This is a genomic window from Pseudomonas sp. 3JA (assembly GCF_036961705.1).
In the GTDB taxonomy this organism is placed as follows: Bacteria; Pseudomonadota; Gammaproteobacteria; order Pseudomonadales; family Pseudomonadaceae; genus Aquipseudomonas; species Aquipseudomonas fluorescens_Q.
The window spans coordinates 36,948-54,208 of record NZ_JBAMDJ010000031.1; the positions used below are offsets into that span (position 1 = coordinate 36,948).

Annotated in this window: 14 protein-coding genes; 9 read left to right on the top strand and 5 right to left on the bottom strand. The window is 61.7% G+C overall.

All coding sequences use genetic code 11. The features are described from left to right. Positions 1–158: 158 nt before the first annotated feature. From V7773_RS21980 to aspA, 3 genes are all read right to left on the bottom strand, one after another. Positions 159–1,163 (bottom strand): asparaginase, encoded by a 1,005-nt coding sequence (locus tag V7773_RS21980; protein WP_092148750.1) that lies wholly within the window; start codon positions 1,161–1,163, stop codon positions 159–161. Between the two features lie 135 nt (positions 1,164–1,298). Further along, complete coding sequence (locus V7773_RS21985) at positions 1,299–2,750, bottom strand: alanine/glycine:cation symporter family protein (RefSeq protein WP_063323556.1); 1,452 nt, start codon at positions 2,748–2,750, stop codon at positions 1,299–1,301. Positions 2,751–3,238: 488 nt separating this feature from the next. Next, a complete protein-coding gene (gene aspA / locus V7773_RS21990) occupies positions 3,239–4,663 on the bottom strand; it encodes an aspartate ammonia-lyase (RefSeq protein ID WP_003196363.1) in 1,425 nt (474 codons plus the stop codon). 179 nt (positions 4,664–4,842) lie between these two features. Here aspA and V7773_RS21995 point away from each other — a divergent pair, with 179 nt between their 5' ends. The 5 genes from V7773_RS21995 to V7773_RS22015 all read left to right on the top strand — a co-directional run bounded on the left by V7773_RS21995 (position 4,843) and on the right by V7773_RS22015 (position 8,721). Continuing rightward, the gene (locus V7773_RS21995) at positions 4,843–5,760 is read left to right on the top strand and encodes a LysR substrate-binding domain-containing protein (protein ID WP_072347566.1); all 918 of its coding nucleotides are present in this window, start codon (positions 4,843–4,845) and stop codon (positions 5,758–5,760) included. Between the two features lie 397 nt (positions 5,761–6,157). Continuing rightward, a complete protein-coding gene (gene purE, locus V7773_RS22000; RefSeq protein WP_003196369.1) occupies positions 6,158–6,649 on the top strand; it encodes a 5-(carboxyamino)imidazole ribonucleotide mutase in 492 nt (163 codons plus the stop codon). A 12-nt stretch (positions 6,650–6,661) separates the two neighbouring features. Continuing rightward, positions 6,662–7,747, top strand: coding sequence for a 5-(carboxyamino)imidazole ribonucleotide synthase (locus V7773_RS22005; protein WP_063323554.1), 1,086 nt, complete (start codon positions 6,662–6,664; stop codon positions 7,745–7,747). A 102-nt stretch (positions 7,748–7,849) separates the two neighbouring features. Beyond that, positions 7,850–8,095 carry a GlsB/YeaQ/YmgE family stress response membrane protein gene (locus tag V7773_RS22010; RefSeq protein ID WP_003196372.1) on the top strand — a complete coding sequence of 82 codons (246 nt, stop codon included), beginning with the start codon at positions 7,850–7,852 and terminating at the stop codon, positions 8,093–8,095. 89 nt (positions 8,096–8,184) lie between these two features. Continuing rightward, entirely contained in the window at positions 8,185–8,721 is a 537-nt protein-coding gene (locus V7773_RS22015; RefSeq protein ID WP_063323553.1) for a DUF3299 domain-containing protein, read from the top strand. Between the two features lie 72 nt (positions 8,722–8,793). On the opposite strand, the gene V7773_RS22020 is transcribed toward V7773_RS22015, so the two are convergent. Both V7773_RS22020 and V7773_RS22025 read right to left on the bottom strand, forming a co-directional pair. Continuing rightward, positions 8,794–9,693 (bottom strand): D-hexose-6-phosphate mutarotase, encoded by a 900-nt coding sequence (locus V7773_RS22020; protein WP_092150649.1) that lies wholly within the window; start codon positions 9,691–9,693, stop codon positions 8,794–8,796. 58 nt (positions 9,694–9,751) lie between these two features. Next, a complete protein-coding gene (locus V7773_RS22025) occupies positions 9,752–10,156 on the bottom strand; it encodes an acyl-CoA thioesterase (RefSeq protein ID WP_003177184.1) in 405 nt (134 codons plus the stop codon). Positions 10,157–10,534: 378 nt separating this feature from the next. On the opposite strand from V7773_RS22025, the gene V7773_RS22030 reads away from it, so the two are divergent. The 4 genes from V7773_RS22030 (at position 10,535) to pstA (ending at position 17,241) form a co-directional block, all read left to right on the top strand. After that, positions 10,535–11,833, top strand: coding sequence for an MFS transporter (locus V7773_RS22030; protein ID WP_092150652.1), 1,299 nt, complete (start codon positions 10,535–10,537; stop codon positions 11,831–11,833). A 284-nt stretch (positions 11,834–12,117) separates the two neighbouring features. After that, positions 12,118–13,116, top strand: coding sequence for a phosphate ABC transporter substrate-binding protein PstS family protein (locus V7773_RS22035; protein WP_063323550.1), 999 nt, complete (start codon positions 12,118–12,120; stop codon positions 13,114–13,116). Positions 13,117–13,269: 153 nt separating this feature from the next. Further along, the gene (locus tag V7773_RS22040) at positions 13,270–15,555 is read left to right on the top strand and encodes an ABC transporter permease subunit (protein WP_336075125.1); all 2,286 of its coding nucleotides are present in this window, start codon (positions 13,270–13,272) and stop codon (positions 15,553–15,555) included. 15 nt (positions 15,556–15,570) lie between these two features. After that, entirely contained in the window at positions 15,571–17,241 is a 1,671-nt protein-coding gene (pstA, locus tag V7773_RS22045) for a phosphate ABC transporter permease PstA (protein WP_063323548.1), read from the top strand. The last annotated feature ends 20 nt before the right edge of the window (positions 17,242–17,261 follow it).

Below are 17,261 nucleotides of genomic sequence, written 5' to 3' on the forward strand. Positions count from 1 at the left end.
CGGAGCAAGTTATATGCCGGACGCTTTGTGCTATGACACTGCAGTTGTGGCGAGGGAGCTTGCTCCCGCTCGGGCGCGCAGCGACCGCTGATCATTGGGAGCGCTTCGCGCTCCAGCGGGAGCAAGCTCCCTCGCCACAGGTTAGTGCGCAGCCTGGGTCAGGCGAGTTCGCCACACAGGTCCAGCTCAACCAACCGTCGCACCTCTTCCACGGGCAGACCGGCGCCAATCAATGCCTGCAACTTGCCGAACGCGGCTTCACGGGTCATGCCGCCGCCGGACAGTACGCCAACGCCACGCAAGCGACTGCCAGCCTCGTAAACGTCCAGCTCGACGCCCCCTTCATGGCATTGGGTCACCGCCACGATGACCACACCGCTGTCCCGCGCCCGCTCGAGGCTGGCGAGGAAGGCCGGGTTGTCGCTCGGCCCGGTGCCGCTGCCGTAGCATTCCAGCACCAGACCCTGGATGCCGCTGCCCAGCAGGCCGTCCAGGATCTCGGCGCTGATGCCGGGAAACAGCGGTAGCGCCGCGATGTTCGCCAGTTGCTTGGGCTGGTTGTAATTCAGCTGCGCCGGCAGCGAGGAGGCTTTGAGGCCGCCGCCCTGGCGTTCGAGGCGCTTGAACGGGTGACGACCAAAGCTGCGCACTTTCGCGCAACGGGTTGGCGCCAGCAGTTCACCATGGAAGTACAGATGCACACCCGGCGCCAGGCCTTGGCCGAGAGCGACCAGCGCACCGCTGAGGTTTTCCCAGGCGTCACTGTCGGTCACGCCGGCAGGCAGCATGGAGCCGGTGAAGCAGACCCGTGCATGCAGGCCCAGTAGTTGGAAACTCATCGCCGCGGCGCTGTAGGCCAGGGTGTCGGTGCCATGCAGGATCAGTACGCTGTCGCAGCCCTGCACATCCACGGCATCGACCACCGCTTCGCGCAGTTGCTGCCAGTAGGCCGGTGTCATGTTGGCGCTATCGATCAGCGGCGACATTTCCCGGAAGCGCCATTGCGGGACGACGAGTTCAGGTTGGCTGTGCAGGTAATCGCGCATCCGCGCTTCGAAACCGGATGCCGGGGCCAGGCCGTGGGCGCTGGCTTGCATGCCGATGGTGCCGCCGGTGTAGAGCACCATGACGTGCTGGGCGGCAGGGTAGGTCGAGCCATTCATGGGGGGGGTCTCCGAGGACGAAAACGGCAGCGTGGGTTAGCTGCCACAACATAAGGTCGAGCATGACGCCGACCTTAGGCTGTGTCACGCCGGACGCAGGGGATGCGTCCGGTTTTTACAAACAGCTTTTACCGATCAGCGTTGCGCTGCGGTCGCGCCAGCAACAGCGGCGTCAGGTTTGGCAACCGGCGCCGAGGGGCTGGCAGGCCAAGCCTTGCGGTCCAGATCCAGGTCCGGGAACTTGCTGGAATCGAACACAGGAGTCTTGATGCCGGCCGAACGCTGGTCATCGTAGTCACGCAGGATGCGCATGCCGACCTTGAACAGCAGGAACAGCGCGATCAGGTTCACGAACGCCAGCAGGGTCATGGTGATGTCGGCGAAGGCGAACACGGTGCTGAGGTTTTCGATGGCGCCCCAGAAAATCAGGACCAGGACCAGTGCGCGGTAGGCGATCAGGGCCTTGCGGTTTTCACCCAGCATGAAGCGCAGGTTGTTCTCGCCCAGATAGTAGTTGTAGAGGATCGAGGTGAAGACGAACAGCGCCAGGGCTACAGAGATGAACATCCGGCCCCAGTCACCCACGACGGCCGCCAGGGAGTTCTGGGTCAGGGCAATGCCATCGCCTTCGAAACCTGGGGTGTAGAAGCCCGACAGCAGGATCAGCAGCGCGGTGCAGGTGCAGATCACGAAGGTGTCCAGGAACACGCTGAACGCCTGTACCACACCCTGGGCAACCGGGTGTTCGACCGACGCGACAGCAGCGACGTTAGGCGCACTGCCCAGGCCGGCTTCGTTGGCGAACACGCCACGCTTGACGCCCATGACGATGGCACTGCCGATCAGGCCGCCAAAGGCCTGGTCCAGGCCGAAGGCGCTCTTGACGATAGTCGCCAGCATGGCCGGTACGTGGTCGAATTGCAGCACGATCACGTAGATGGTCACGGCGATGTACGCCAGGGTCTTGACCGGTACCAGCAGGTCGGCGACCTTGGCGATACGCTTGATCCCGCCAATGAACACCAGGCCCAGCAGCACCGCCAGGCCCAGGCCGGTGTAGGTGGTGTCGAAACCGAAGGCGTTGTTCAGCGAGTGGGTGACGGCATGGGCTTGCAGGCCGTTGAAGGCGAAGCCGAAGGTAACCAGCAGCAGGAACGCCATGATCATGCCCAACCAGCGCTTCTGCAGGCCGTGCTGGATGTAATAGGACGGGCCGCCGCGGAACTGGCCTTCGGAGTCGCAGCGCTTGTAGAGCTGGCCGAGGGAGCATTCGAAGAAGCTGCTGGACATGCCGACCAGCGCGGTCACCCACATCCAGAACACCGCACCAGGACCGCCGAGGGTCACGGCGATACCGACACCGGCGATGTTGCCCGCGCCGACACGACCGGCCAGGCTGAGCATCAGGGCCTGGAAGGAACTGAGCTGGTCAGTGCTGCTTTTCAGGCTGTCACGGAACACCGTGAACATATGAAAGAAATGACGGAACTGGACGAAACGCGAGCGGATCGTGAAGTAGCTTCCGAGCCCGACAATGAGCACGATCAGCACTTTCCCTGAGAGGAAGTCGTTGATGACTTCAAGCATGAGTATTCCTCGCTGTTTTTTGTTTAAGCAAATGCTGGCCATTTGGAAATATCGCGTTACATCGGTCGGCGCGCGGCACAACAGGTGAGGCGATGTTTCGTCCCGGTCCATTTTCGCGGGTTTGTTATTAGTTCGGTTTTCGCATGTTTAAGGATCTCGCTGCAGACGACCGCTCATGCGAAGAGGGGCGGCACTATACCTATCAGTGCGGTGCCCGTCTGCACAGTTGTGGTGCGTCCGACGAAACGAACCCTTTGAAACACCTGGCCTTTCGGTCAGGTTCTTGTGGGAACGAGCCTGCTCGCGTTGGCTGGCGACGCGGTTTACAACGGGCAGCGCGTCGTCGTTTATCGCGAGTAGGTTCCTTCCCACAGGTTCAGTCATCCTTTGCTGCTATCAATTAAAAAAAGGGCTTGGGGAAGATCCCCAAGCCCTCAAAAGGTGAGAGGTGTCTAGTCCCTCGACCTGGTGAGCGGTGGTCGTGTCGATCACGCTTTGAGCGGGACCAGACGCGGAGCAATCATGTTTTCCGGGCGCAGGATGTCGTCGAGCATGGCGTCGTCGAGCAAGCCTTCTTCGCGCACCAGTTCCAGCACGCCGCGGCCACTTTCCAGGGCAACACGGGCGATGCGGGTGGCGTTTTCATAGCCGATGTACGGGTTCAGGGCGGTGACCAGGCCGATCGAATGCTCGACCAGTTCACGGCAGCGCGCTTCGTTGGCGGTGATGCCGACGATGCAGTGCTCGCGCAGCATGTCCATGGCCCGTTGCAGCAGGCGGATCGAGTCGAAGATCTTGAAGGCGATCAGCGGCTCCATCACGTTCAGTTGCAGTTGGCCGCCTTCGGCCGCGATGGTCAGGGCCAGGTCGTTGCCGATGATCTGGAATGCCACCTGGTTGACCGCTTCCGGGATCACCGGGTTGACCTTGCCGGGCATGATCGAGCTGCCTGGCTGGCGGGCCGGCAGGTTGATTTCGTTGATGCCGGTGCGCGGGCCGCTGGACAGCAGGCGCAGGTCGTTGCAGATCTTCGACAGCTTGACCGCGGTGCGCTTGAGCATGCCGGAGAACAGCACGAAGGCGCCCATGTCGGAAGTTGCTTCGATCAGGTCGGCAGCCGGAACCAGCGGCTGGCCGCTGATGGTTGCCAGGCGCTGCACGGCCAGGGCCTGGTAGCGCGGGTCGGCGTTGATGCCGGTGCCGATGGCGGTGCCGCCCAGGTTCACTTCGGTGAGCAGTTCAGGCGCCAGGGTTTTCAGGCGTGCCAGGTCTTCGCTCAGGGTGGTGGCGAAGGCGCGGAATTCCTGGCCGAGGGTCATCGGCACGGCGTCTTGCAGCTGGGTGCGGCCCATTTTCAGGACGTGGCTGAATTCTTCACCTTTGGCCGCGAACGCCTGGATCAGGCTGTCGAGGCTGGCCAGCAACGCGTCGTGGCCCAGCAGCAGACCCAGGCGGATCGCGGTCGGGTAGGCGTCGTTGGTGGACTGCGCCATGTTCACGTCGTTGTTGGGGTGCAGGTACTGGTACTCGCCTTTCTGGTGGCCCATGGCCTCCAGTGCGATGTTGGCGATGACTTCGTTGGCATTCATGTTGGTCGACGTGCCGGCGCCGCCCTGGATCATGTCCACCACGAATTCTTCGTGGAAGTCGCCGCGGATCAATCGTGCACAGGCTTCACTGATGGCTGCGTGCTTGGCTTCGCTGAGCTGGCCCAGTTCGCGGTTGGCGTCAGCGGCGGCCTGTTTGACCATGGCCAGGCCGACCACCAGCTTAGGGTAATGCGAGATCGGGACGCCAGAGAGACGGAAGTTGTTTACCGCTCGCAGGGTCTGGATGCCGTAATACGCTTGCGCTGGTACTTCGAGTACGCCAAGCAGGTCTTTTTCTGTGCGGAATGATGCAGCGGAGGACATGATGGAAATCATCTCGATAAGGACCCGGTCTGAGCCGGAACGCTGCGAATCCTAGGCTCTCGAAAAAAATAGGGCCAATGCTGTTAAGCACTGGCCTATGCATATTCGGCATAATGTCGGTGTGACGTCGGCGGTGCGACGAACGTGTGACCTGTTTTGGTGCGTTTAAGGGAGGCGTGATGAATCTTGAAAGCAAATGGCTTGAGGACTTCAGTGCCCTGGCCGCTACTCGCAGTTTCTCCCAGGCGGCCGAGCGGCGTTTCGTGACGCAACCGGCCTTCAGCCGGCGAATCCGCAGCCTCGAGGCGGCGCTGGGGCTGACCCTGGTCAACCGTTCGCGCACGCCTGTCGAGCTGACGGCGGCGGGGCAGTTGTTCCTGGTGACGGCGCGTACGGTGGTCGAGCAACTGGGTGAAGTGTTGCGCCATTTGCATCACCTGGAGGGCGGGCAGGGCGAAGTCATACAAGTGGCCGCCGCCCACTCCCTGGCGCTGGGCTTCTTCCCGCGTTGGATCGCCCAACTGCGCAACGAAGGGATGAACATCGCCACGCGGCTGGTGGCGACCAACGTCGGCGATGCCGTCCATGCCTTGCGTGAAGGGGGCTGCGACCTGATGCTGGCCTTCTACGATCCGGATTCGGCCATGCAAATGGACCCGGAAATCTTCCCGTCGCTGCACCTGGGCCAGACCGAGATGCTGCCGGTGTGCGCCGCCGGTGCCGATGGCAAGCCGCTGTTCGACCTTGAAGGCGAGGCCAGCGTGCCGCTGCTGGCCTACAGCGCCGGGGCCTTCCTCGGGCGCTCGGTCAACCAGTTGTTGCGCCAGCGGGCGTTGCGGTTCACCACCATCTACGAGACGGCCATGGCCGACAGCCTCAAAAGCATGGCCCTGGAAGGCCTGGGCATCGCCTGGGTGCCGCACCTGAGCGTACGCGCCGAACTGGCCCGGGGCGAACTGGTGATCTGCGGTGGGACACAATGGCACGTGCCGCTGGAGATCCGCCTGTACCGCTGCGCCCTGGTGCGCAAGGCCAATGTGCGGTTGTTGTGGCGCAAGCTCGAAGGTGGCGTGGCGCAGGGTGTGGCCGGATCCTGAAGACAACGCGGATCCCCTGTGGTGCGGGCTTGAGGCTACCTCAACTCAACAGCACTTGGGCCCACCCTTGCCACCGTAACCAACAGCGCAATCAAGCCAGACAACTACCCTGTGGCGTATGCAAATCTTGAGAACACCCAAAACGAACTGTGGGCTTGCTCGCTCCCACAGGGGATTTGCGTCGTTGCTCTGCTGACCTGAGAGTCAATAAAACCGCCCCTTCACCGCAAATGACAGATGGTCGGCGAAAGTGCGTTTAACGCACCATTTTCGGTATACTGCCCGGCCTTCGGTCGGTTCGCCCGGCCATAATTCGTACAACAAGCCACGCCGGTTTCCTGCGTGGCTTGTTGTTTTTTGACGCGCCTGCGGGCGCCCAGAGAGAAGAGGCACGACGATGAGTGCACTGGTTGGCGTGATCATGGGCTCCAAGTCCGATTGGTCCACCCTTAGCCACACCGCCGATATGCTGGAAAAGCTCGGCATCCCTTACGAGGTGAAAGTGGTCTCCGCCCACCGTACCCCGGACCTGCTGTTCCAGTACGCCGAAGAGGCCGAGGCGCGTGGCATCGAGGTGATCATCGCCGGTGCCGGTGGCGCCGCCCATTTGCCAGGCATGTGTGCGGCCAAGACTCATCTGCCGGTGCTGGGCGTGCCGGTCCAGTCTTCGATGCTTTCGGGCGTCGATTCGTTGCTGTCGATCGTGCAGATGCCAGCCGGCATCCCGGTCGCGACCCTGGCCATCGGCAAGGCTGGTGCGATCAACGCGGCCCTGCTGTCGGCGAGCATTTTGGGCGCCAAGCATCCACAATTTCATACCGTGCTGAAAAAATTCCGCGCTGAGCAGACAGACAGCGTCCTGGACAATCCAGACCCACGCATTGCCTGAGGTTGTTGACGAATGAAGATCGGTGTAATCGGTGGCGGCCAGTTGGGTCGCATGTTGGCCCTGGCAGGTACGCCGCTGGGAATGAACTTCGCTTTCCTGGACCCGGCGCCGGACGCCTGTGCTAGCGCGTTGGGTGAGCACCTGCGGGCCGACTACGGCGACCAGGATCACCTGCGCCAACTGGCCGATGAAGTCGACCTGGTGACCTTCGAGTTCGAAAGCGTCCCGGCCGAGACCGTGGCCTTCCTGTCCCAGTTCGTCCCGGTCTACCCGAGCGCCGAGGCCTTGCGGATCGCCCGTGACCGCTGGTTCGAAAAGAACATGTTCAAGGACCTGGGCATCCCCACGCCGGCTTTTGCCGACATTCAGTCCCAGGCCGACCTGGACGCCGCCGTCGCTGCCATCGGCCTGCCCGCCGTGCTCAAGACCCGTACCCTGGGTTACGACGGCAAGGGCCAGAAAGTCCTGCGCAAGCCTGAAGACGTGGTCGGTACGTTCGCTGAACTTGGCAGCGTGGCCTGTCTGCTGGAAGGCTTCGTGCCGTTCACCGGGGAAGTCTCGCTGATCGCCGTGCGTGCCCGTGACGGTGAGATCCGTTTCTATCCGCTGGTGCACAACACTCACAAGGACGGCATCCTCAAGCTGTCCGTCGCCAGCACCGACCATCCGTTGCAGGCCCTGGCCGAGGACTATTCCAGTCGGGTGCTCAAGCAGCTCGATTATGTCGGCGTGATGGCATTCGAGTTCTTTGAAGTGGACGGTGGCCTCAAGGCCAACGAAATCGCCCCTCGGGTACACAACTCCGGGCACTGGACCACCGAAGGCGCCGAGTGCAGTCAGTTCGAAAACCACCTGCGGGCGGTGGCCGGGCTGCCACTGGGGTCGACCGCCAAGGTCGGTGAGAGCGCGATGCTCAACTTCATCGGCAAAGTGCCGGACAGCGAGAAAGTCCTGTCGATCGCTGACTGCCATTTGCATCACTATGGCAAGGCATTCAAGGCCGGGCGCAAGGTCGGTCACGCCAACCTGCGTTGCGCGGACCGGGCGACGCTGGCCCAGCAGATCATCAAGGTCGAGACGCTGATCGCCGAGCAATAATCCGCGCCATCGGTGGAACCATTCGTCGGCTAGCCTCTCTCATGGCTAAGTGCCAAAGCCTGATCGGGCTTTGGCATAGCTATCCAATCAGAGGGCAATGCCATGGGAATCATCGGAACCATCTTTATCGGCTTGATCGTTGGCCTGCTGGCGCGGTTCCTGAAACCGGGCGATGACAGCATGGGCTGGATCATGACCATTCTGCTCGGTATTGGCGGTTCGTTGGCAGCCACTTACGGCGGCCAGGCCTTGGGCATCTACCAGGCTGGCCAAGGCGCTGGCTTCATCGGTGCCCTGGTGGGCGCGGTGGTGCTGCTGGTGATCTACGGCCTGATCAAAAGAAACTGATTCAAATGCGATAAAGCCCTCTCTGCCTGGCGCGCAGAGGGGGCTAGAATGCTCGGCGTTTCACTTTCCACTCATTGCCGAGCCCTTTCATGCGCCGTCTAGTGTTGACCCTTCTTCTACTGGGCAGTGGCCTGGCCCATGCTGCCGAGCTGCCGGAAACCGACTGGCTCGAACTGATGCCCAAGTCGGACCAGAAAGCCCTCGAGGCCATGCCCGAGATCGACCACGACTCCCCCGAAGCCAGCGGCACCTTCACCGAAAAAGGTGGCCTGAAGCAAAGTAAAGGCTTGCCGGCGGTGATGTATTCGACCAAGACCGTGGCGTCGATGAACGACAAGCACATTCGTATCGGCGGTTACCCCGTGCCATTGGAAACCGACGCCAAGGGCCGTAGCACGCTGTTTTTCCTGGTGCCTTACCCCGGCGCCTGCATTCACGTCCCGCCACCACCGCCGAATCAACTGGTGCTGGTGCGCTACCCCAAGGGCCTGAAGCTGGATGACATCTATACGCCGTTGTGGGTGACCGGCACGCTGAAGATCGAAAAGGTCGACAACGACCTGGCCAGCGCGGCGTATGCGCTGGATGCGGAGAAGGTGAGGGTGGTGCAGGAGGCGGATTTGTAACCGGCTGGTTGGCGCGACCCAAGATCCAATGTGGGAGCGAGCAAGCTCCCACATTGGTTTTTGTGGTGTGGTTTAGAGCGGCTTGCCGCAGATGCTCACGCCAAGGGTATGGCTGGCGTCGGGCAACAGCGTCACCACATCGTCCATCACATTCGCCGTCTCGATGCATAGCATGTGCTGCCAGCCGTCGTCGGCCATGTCGCTGAAGGCCTTGGCGCGTTCGGTCCAGGGGTTCCAGATCACCGCCGAGCGCGAACCGCTGCTGGCCAGCTCGATCCGGCGTTCCCACTGCGGGTCGATGATGCTCAGCTTTGGTGGGGTATCGAGATAGATGCGGTCGGTCTCGCCAGCAAAGTGCAGGTTGCCGGCCTGGGTGACGGTTTTCCAGTCGTCCAGGGTCTCGATGTAGCTCAGGCCATCGACCCCTTCGACCTGCACGTTGCGCACGTCGCTCACGGCGAAGTAGCTGTGCAGCGCCTGACTGAGGCTGACTGTTTCGCTGCCACGGTTATGACTGGTGAGGCGGATGTGCAGTTGCTCGTCCATCACGATGGTCAGCGTCAGGTCCACCTGGTGAGGCCAGCCCGAGAGGCCGTTTTCGGGGTAGGGCAGCACGAATTCCACCTTGAGGCTTTCGCCTTCGGCTTCGATGCCCTTCAATTCCCAATCCATCGCCCGTACCAGGCCGTGGGCCGTGGCCGGGTCGTTGGTCACGCGCATGGCCTGTACGCTGTCGGGGTTGCGCGTCAGGTTGCCGAACCACGGCCAGCACACCGGCACGCCCGCGCGAATGCTCTTGCCGGCCTTGAACGTGGCCTCGTCGTTGAGCCAGATCAGCGGCGGCTGGCCGTCCACTTGATAGCTGAGGATATGCGCGCCTTGTTGGGCCACCAGCAACTCGGCCTGACCGTGGCGGATGCGCCAGGCGTTCAGTTCATCCAGTTTGACGGCTTCGACGTTGGGCGTAGGCATGTTGCAAATCTCGCTCGGGGAACAGGAACTGCAATGGACCGCAAAACGGCCGCCGTGTTTAACGGGCGCGCGGCGGAACCGAACGGGTCCGACCACTGCCGTCGATGGCGACGAAGACAAACACCGCCTCGGTCACCTTGCGCCATTCACTGGACAACGGGTCGTCGCTCCAGACCTCGACCATCATCTGGATCGAGCTGCGGCCGATTTCCAGCGCCTGGGTATAAAAGGAAAGCTGCGCCCCCACTGCCACCGGTACGAGGAACGCCATGCGATCGATCGCCACGGTGGCCACGCGTCCGCCGGCTACCTTGCTGGCCATGGCGGTGCCGGCCAGGTCCATCTGGGACACCAGCCAGCCGCCGAAAATATCGCCGAAGCCGTTGGTCTCGCGAGGGAGCGCGGTGATTTGCAGGGCCAGGTCGCCTTGCGGGATTGGATCTTCTTGTTCGAGCTCTATCATGCAGGGGGTGCCTCTGACCCGTAACGCTGTCTTGTACTTCAGGTGAATAGCCGTCTTTGTAAAAAACGATTCAGCCCGAACATACTGCGTTCGTCACGTTTTTCGTAAAGGCGTGCCAAAGGGAAACTCTGCGAAACCGGCTGGTTCTGGTACTACGCCACCAACGACGTTTTCGCACAGCAACCCCTTACAGAGTACTGCAAGGTTGCGAGTATATCGGGCGATAGACGTCGAGACGACCACTCGGTTCTGATTTTGACTATCAAATACGCACCTCTATGTGCTTTTTCGAACAATTTGCTATCGTGCCGGACCTGCCCAGGCCCCCCAACCCGTATTGCCAGGGTTGCAGAACCGACTATAAGAGAAGCCCTTGCCATGACCACTGCGCCTTCGAGCACGGCGACGCCCGCACAACCCGCGCGTCCATTGACCCGCAACGATTACAAGACCCTGTCGCTTTCTGCCTTGGGTGGTGCGCTGGAGTTCTACGATTTCATCATTTTCGTGTTCTTTGCCACCGTGGTCGGCAAATTGTTCTTCCCTGCCGAAATGCCTGAGTGGCTGCGCTTGATGCAGACGTTCGGCATTTTTGCCGCCGGTTACCTGGCCCGGCCGCTAGGCGGGATCGTCATGGCCCACTTTGGCGATCTGCTGGGGCGCAAGAAGATGTTCACCCTGAGCATTTTCATGATGGCCGTGCCGACCCTGATCATGGGCCTGCTGCCCACTTATGCACAGATCGGCATGTGGGCGCCCATCCTGCTGTTGCTGATGCGGGTGATCCAGGGCGCGGCCATCGGCGGGGAAGTGCCAGGCGCCTGGGTCTTCGTTTCCGAACACGTTCCGGTGCGCCACATCGGCTATGCCTGCGGCACGCTGACCTGCGGCCTGACGGCGGGGATTTTGTTGGGTTCGCTGGTCGCCACGGCGATCAACAGCCTTTATACACCGGTGGAGGTGGCCGATTACGCCTGGCGGATCCCGTTCTTGCTGGGTGGCGTATTCGGGCTGTTTTCGGTGTATCTGCGCCGCTGGTTGCACGAAACCCCGGTGTTCGCCGAGCTGCAACTGCGCAAGGCCCTGGCCGAGGAAGTGCCGCTGCGGGCCGTGCTGCGTGATCACCGCGGCGCCATCGCCATTTCCATGCTGTTGACCTGGCTATTGTCGGCCGGCGTCATTGTGGTGATCCTGATGACACCGACCGTGCTGCAGACGGTTTACCACTTCAGTCCGACCACCGCGTTGCAGGCCAATAGCCTGGCGATTGTGTGCCTGAGTTTCGGTTGCATCGGTGCGGGTGTGCTGGCCGATCGTTTTGGTGCCGGTCGGGTATTTGTCTTCGGTAGCGGTTTGCTGTTGATCACATTCTGGACCTTCTACCACTGCCTGTTCGATCACCCCGAATGGCTGTTCCCGCTGTATGCCTTGAGTGGCTTGCTGGTGGGTACCATCGGCGCGGTGCCTTATGTCATGGTCAATGCTTTCCCGGCCGTGGTGCGTTTCAGCGGCTTGTCGTTCTCCTACAACCTGGCCTATGCAATCTTCGGCGGATTGACGCCGATGATCGTGACCCTGCTGTTGAAAGAGAGCCCGATGGGGCCGGCGTATTACGTGGCGGCCATCTGTGGGATCGGGATCGTGGTAGGCGGCTACCTTTGGAAGAAAGGGCGCTAGATGGCACTGTTCACTTAAGGCGGGTGCGATCCATTGTGGCGAGGGAGCTTGCTCCCGCTCGGTTGCGCAGCGACCGCAAGATCTTGGGGCCGCTCGCTGCCCAGCGGGAGCAAGCTCCCTCGCCACGGATTGAGCGGGTTTTCAACCTGTCTCTATCGGCGCGAATCATCTTGTAAAACTCGATACTGGCCTTTCATCCAATTGTCATATTTCAGCCATAGAGTGTTCACACGGCTTACCGATACTTGGCCGACTTAACACACCCTATCTGCTAGGAGTAAGGCATGAAACTGAAGCGTTTGATGGCGGCAATGACTTTTGTCGCTGCTGGCGTTGCGACTGCCAACGCGGTTGCCGCTGTTGATCCTGCGATCCCGAGCTACACCAAGACCACTGGTGTATCGGGCAACCTGTCCAGCGTCGGCTCCGATACCCTGGCCAACCTGATGACCTTGTGGGCCGAGAACTACAAGAAGGAATACCCGAACGTAAATATCCAGATTCAGGCCGCCGGTTCTTCCACCGCGCCACCCGCGCTCACCGAAGGCACCTCCAACCTGGGCCCGATGAGCCGCAAGATGAAGGACAACGAGCTGCAGGCTTTCGAAACCAAATACGGTTACAAGCCTACCGCCATCCCGGTTGCCGTGGACGCCCTGGCGGTATTCGTACACAAGGACAACCCGATCAAAGGCCTGACCATGGCTCAGGTTGATGCGATTTTCTCCTCTACTCGTCTGTGCGGCGCCAAGGCCGACGTCAAGACCTGGGGCGACCTGGGCGTGACCGGTGACCTGGCCAACAAGCCAGTCCAGTTGTTCGGTCGTAACTCGGTATCCGGCACCTACGGCTACTTCAAAGAAGAAGCCCTGTGCAAAGGTGACTACAAGTCCAACGTCAATGAACAGCCTGGCTCGGCCTCGGTTGTACAGTCGATCAGTAGCTCGCTCAACGGCGTTGGCTACTCGGGTATCGGCTACAAGACCGCCAGCGTGAAAACCGTTGCCCTGGCCAAGAAAGAAGGCGGCGAGTTCATCGAAGACACCGAAGAAAACGCCCTGAACGGCAAGTACCCGCTGTCGCGCTTCCTCTACGTTTACGTCAACAAGGCACCGAACAAGCCTCTGGCCCCGCTGGAAGCCGAGTTCGTGAAGCTGATCCTGTCCAAGCAAGGCCAGGAAGTCGTGGTCAAGGACGGCTACATCCCGTTGCCAGCCAAAGTGGCCGCCAAGGCACTGGCTGACCTGGGTCTGTCGGAAGGCGGCAGCGTCGCCAAGAAGTAATACCTGAGCCCGGGCCAACGCCCGGACTCCTGTGGGAGTGAAGGTTGCTCCCACAACCCAAATTCCTGTCCGCTGCCGCTTTCTGCCGGCGGCGGATTTGTTGCGTCACTGCATTGTCATCTTTCTGTCATACAGGATCGCTAGGGTGTGCGCATGAATGATCTGGCCAACTCCACAATGACTACGACTTCCCCTCCCAAGCGCATTGACTTCAATACGCCTGAGCTGCAACGCAAGCGCCGTATTCGCGCGCTCAAGGATCGCCTGACCCGCTGGTACGTGCTGGTCGGCGGCCTCGCTGTCCTCGCTGCCATTACGTTGATCTTCTTTTTCCTGGCCTACGTGGTGCTGCCCCTGTTCCAGGGCGCGGACCTGACCGCCAAGGACTCGATCACCCCGGCCTGGATGCAAGACGCCGGCAAACCCTTGATGATCTCCATCGAAGAACAGAACCAAGTCGCCATGCGGGTTTCCGACAAGGGCCAGGCGCTGTTCTTCGACATCAGCAGTGGCGCCGAACTGCGCCGCATCGACCTGCCGATTCCGGCCGGCGCCAGCGTGACCGCCATTGGCGAAGACCAGCCCGGCAGCCCGCTGGTGGCAATCGGTCTGTCCAACGGCCAAGCCCTGGTATTTCGTCACACCTATAAGGTCAGCTACCCGGACGGCAAGAAAACCATCTCGCCTGCCGTCGAATACCCTTACGGCGAGACGCCGATTGCATTGAACGAACAGGGCGCGGCCCTGGAACATGTCAGCCTCAACGCCACCGACTCGACCCTGCTGCTGGCCGGTTCCAGCGGTGCCCAACTGCAAGTGATGTCGCTCACCAGCGAAGAAAACATGATGACCGGTGAGGTCACCAGCGAGCAGACCCGCATCGACCTGCCGCAGATGACCGAGCCGGTGAAGAACATCTTCGTCGACCCGCGTCAGCAATGGCTGTATGTGGTTAACGGACGTGCCCAGGCCGACGTGTTCAGCCTGCGGGACAAGAGTCTCAATGGCCGCTACAAGCTGCTCGAGAACGCCGACGCCCAAGTCACCGCCGCCACCCAGCTGGTGGGCGGGATCTCGCTGATCATCGGCGACTCCAAGGGCGGCCTGGCCCAGTGGTTCATGGCCCGCGATCCGGACGGCGAGTTGCGCTTCAAACAGATTCGTACCTTCCAGATGGGCAGTACGCCCATCGTCGAGATCAGCGCCGAAGAACGTCGCAAAGGCTTTGTTGCGCTCGACGCCGCCGGCAAGCTTGGCGTGTTCCACAGCACCGCCCACCGTACTCTGCTGGTGGACCAGGTGGTCGACGGCCAGGGCCTGTTCGGCATGTCGCCACGGGCCAACCGCCTGATCGTTGAACAGGGCGGCAAGCTGCAACCGTTGACGCTGGACAATCCGCACCCGGAAGTGTCGTGGAGCGCGTTGTGGAGCAAGGTCTGGTACGAAAACTACGACGAACCCAAGTACGTCTGGCAATCGACCGCCGCCAACACCGACTTCGAACCCAAGATGAGCCTTTCGCCGCTGACCTTCGGCACCCTGAAAGCGGCGTTCTACGCGATGTTGCTGGCCGCACCGCTGGCCATTGCCGCCGCGATCTACACCGCCTACTTCATGGCCCCGGGCATGCGCCGCAAGGTCAAGCCGGTGATCGAGCTGATGGAAGCGATGCCGACGGTGATCCTCGGGTTCTTCGCCGGCCTGTTCCTGGCGCCGTACGTCGAAGGGCACCTGCCGGGTATTTTCAGCCTGCTGATGTTGCTGCCAATTGGCATCCTGGTCGCCGGTTTCGTCTTCAGCCGGCTGCCGGAATCCATTCGCCTGAGAGTGCCGGACGGCTGGGAAAGCGCCCTGCTGATCCCGGTGATCCTGTTCGTGGGCTGGCTCTCGCTGTACATGAGCCCGTACATGGAAGCGTGGTTCTTCGGCGGCGACATGCGCATGTGGATCTCCCATGACCTGGGCATCACCTACGACCAGCGCAACGCCCTGGTGGTCGGCCTGGCGATGGGCTTCGCGGTGATCCCGAACATCTATTCCATCGCCGAAGACGCCGTGTTCAGCGTGCCGCGTGGCCTGACCCTGGGCTCCCTGGCCCTCGGTGCCACGCCGTGGCAGACCATGACCCGCGTGGTGATCCTCACCGCCAGCCCCGGCATCTTCTCGGCGCTGATGATCGGCATGGGCCGTGCGGTGGGCGAGACCATGATCGTGCTGATGGCCACCGGTAACACGCCGGTCATGGAAATGAACCTGTTCGAAGGCCTGCGCACCCTGGCGGCCAACGTGGCGGTGGAGATGCCTGAGTCGGAAGTCGGCGGCAGCCATTATCGCGTGCTGTTCCTGTCGGCCCTGGTGCTGCTGTTGTTCACCTTCGTCATGAACACCCTCGCCGAGCTGATCCGTCAGCGTCTGCGCAAGAAATATTCGTCGCTTTAAGAAAGGTAGAAGTCTGTGAAACAGAACTCCCTGAAAGGATGGTTCAAGAGCGGCGCCCCCGGCGTCTGGATCAGCGGTGGCGCGGTGTCCATCGCGGTCATCATGACCATTGGCCTGCTGGCGGTGATCGCCGTGCGCGGCCTGGGCCACTTCTGGCCGGCGGACCTGGTCCACGCCAGCTACAACGTGCCGGGCATGCCTGCGCACCTGGTGGTCGGCGAAGTCGTGCAGAAGGAAGAAGTGCCTCGTGAGCGCCTGAAAAGCGCTGGCCTGCCGGTGCCGGACGAAGGCCCCGAGTTCATGACCCGCGAACTGATCAAGGTGGGCAACCGGGACCTGAACGGCACCGACTTCACCTGGATCGTCGGCGACTGGCTGACCAACCAGACTACGCCGCCGGAGCTGATGGCCATCGAGCGTCGTGAGTGGGGCAACTTCTACGGCTACCTGGTCAACGTCAAGGAAAACGGCAAGGTCATCGCCGAAGGCGAGGCCGCCTGGCCGCAACTGCAGGCTCGCGTAGAGCGCGTCAACCAGTTGGCCTCCGAGCTCAAGACCCTGGAAAAAGTCGACATCGGTGCAATCAACGCCGGCCTGGAACGCATCCGTCTGCACGGTCGCAAACTGGAGCTGGACGGCAAGCTCGACGCTTCTGCCCAGGCGGACCTGGAAAGCGAGCGCGCCGAGCTCAATGCCCGCTACAAGGACATCGAAGCGCGCCTGGCCGACCTGCATGCACAGTTCAATCGCGACAGCCTGACCGCCCGCGATGCCAACGGCAAGGAAGTGGAAATCGAAATCGGCAAAGTGGTGCACGCCTACCAGCCAAACGGCATGGGCACGTTCACCAAGATGGGTTTCTACGTCAGCAAGGTCTGGGAATTCCTCAGCGACGACCCGCGTGAAGCCAACACCGAAGGCGGTATCTTCCCGGCGATTTTCGGCACTGTGATGATGACCCTGATCATGGCGATGATCGTGACGCCGTTCGGCGTGCTGGCGGCGGTCTACTTGCGTGAATATGCCCGTCAGGGCCCGATGACCCGCCTGATCCGCATCGCGGTGAACAACCTGGCCGGCGTTCCGGCCATCGTTTACGGAGTGTTTGGCCTGGGCTTCTTCGTCTACGTGCTGGGTGGTTCGGTCGATCGCTTGTTCTTCCCCGAGGCCTTGCCGGCGCCGACCTTCGGCACCCCGGGCCTGCTCTGGGCGTCCCTGACCCTGGCGCTGCTGGCGGTGCCGGTGGTGATCGTGGCCACCGAGGAAGGCCTGGCGCGGATCCCGCGTACCGTGCGCGAAGGCTCCCTGGCCCTTGGTGCGACCAAGGCCGAGACCCTGTGGAAAATTGTCCTGCCCATGGCGAGCCCGGCGATGATGACCGGGATGATCCTCGCCGTGGCCCGTGCTGCCGGTGAAGTGGCGCCGTTGATGCTGGTAGGCGTGGTGAAACTGGCCCCGTCGCTGCCGCTGGACGGCAACTACCCGTACCTGCACCTAGACCAGAAGATCATGCACCTGGGCTTCCATATCTATGACGTGGGCTTCCAGAGCCCGAACGTCGAAGCGGCGCGACCGCTGGTGTACGCCACGGCGCTGCTGCTGGTGCTGGTGATCGCCACGCTCAACCTGTCGGCAGTGTGGATCCGTAACCACCTGCGCGAGAAATACAAAGCGTTGGATAGCTAAAAGTCATTAGCCACAAGCGG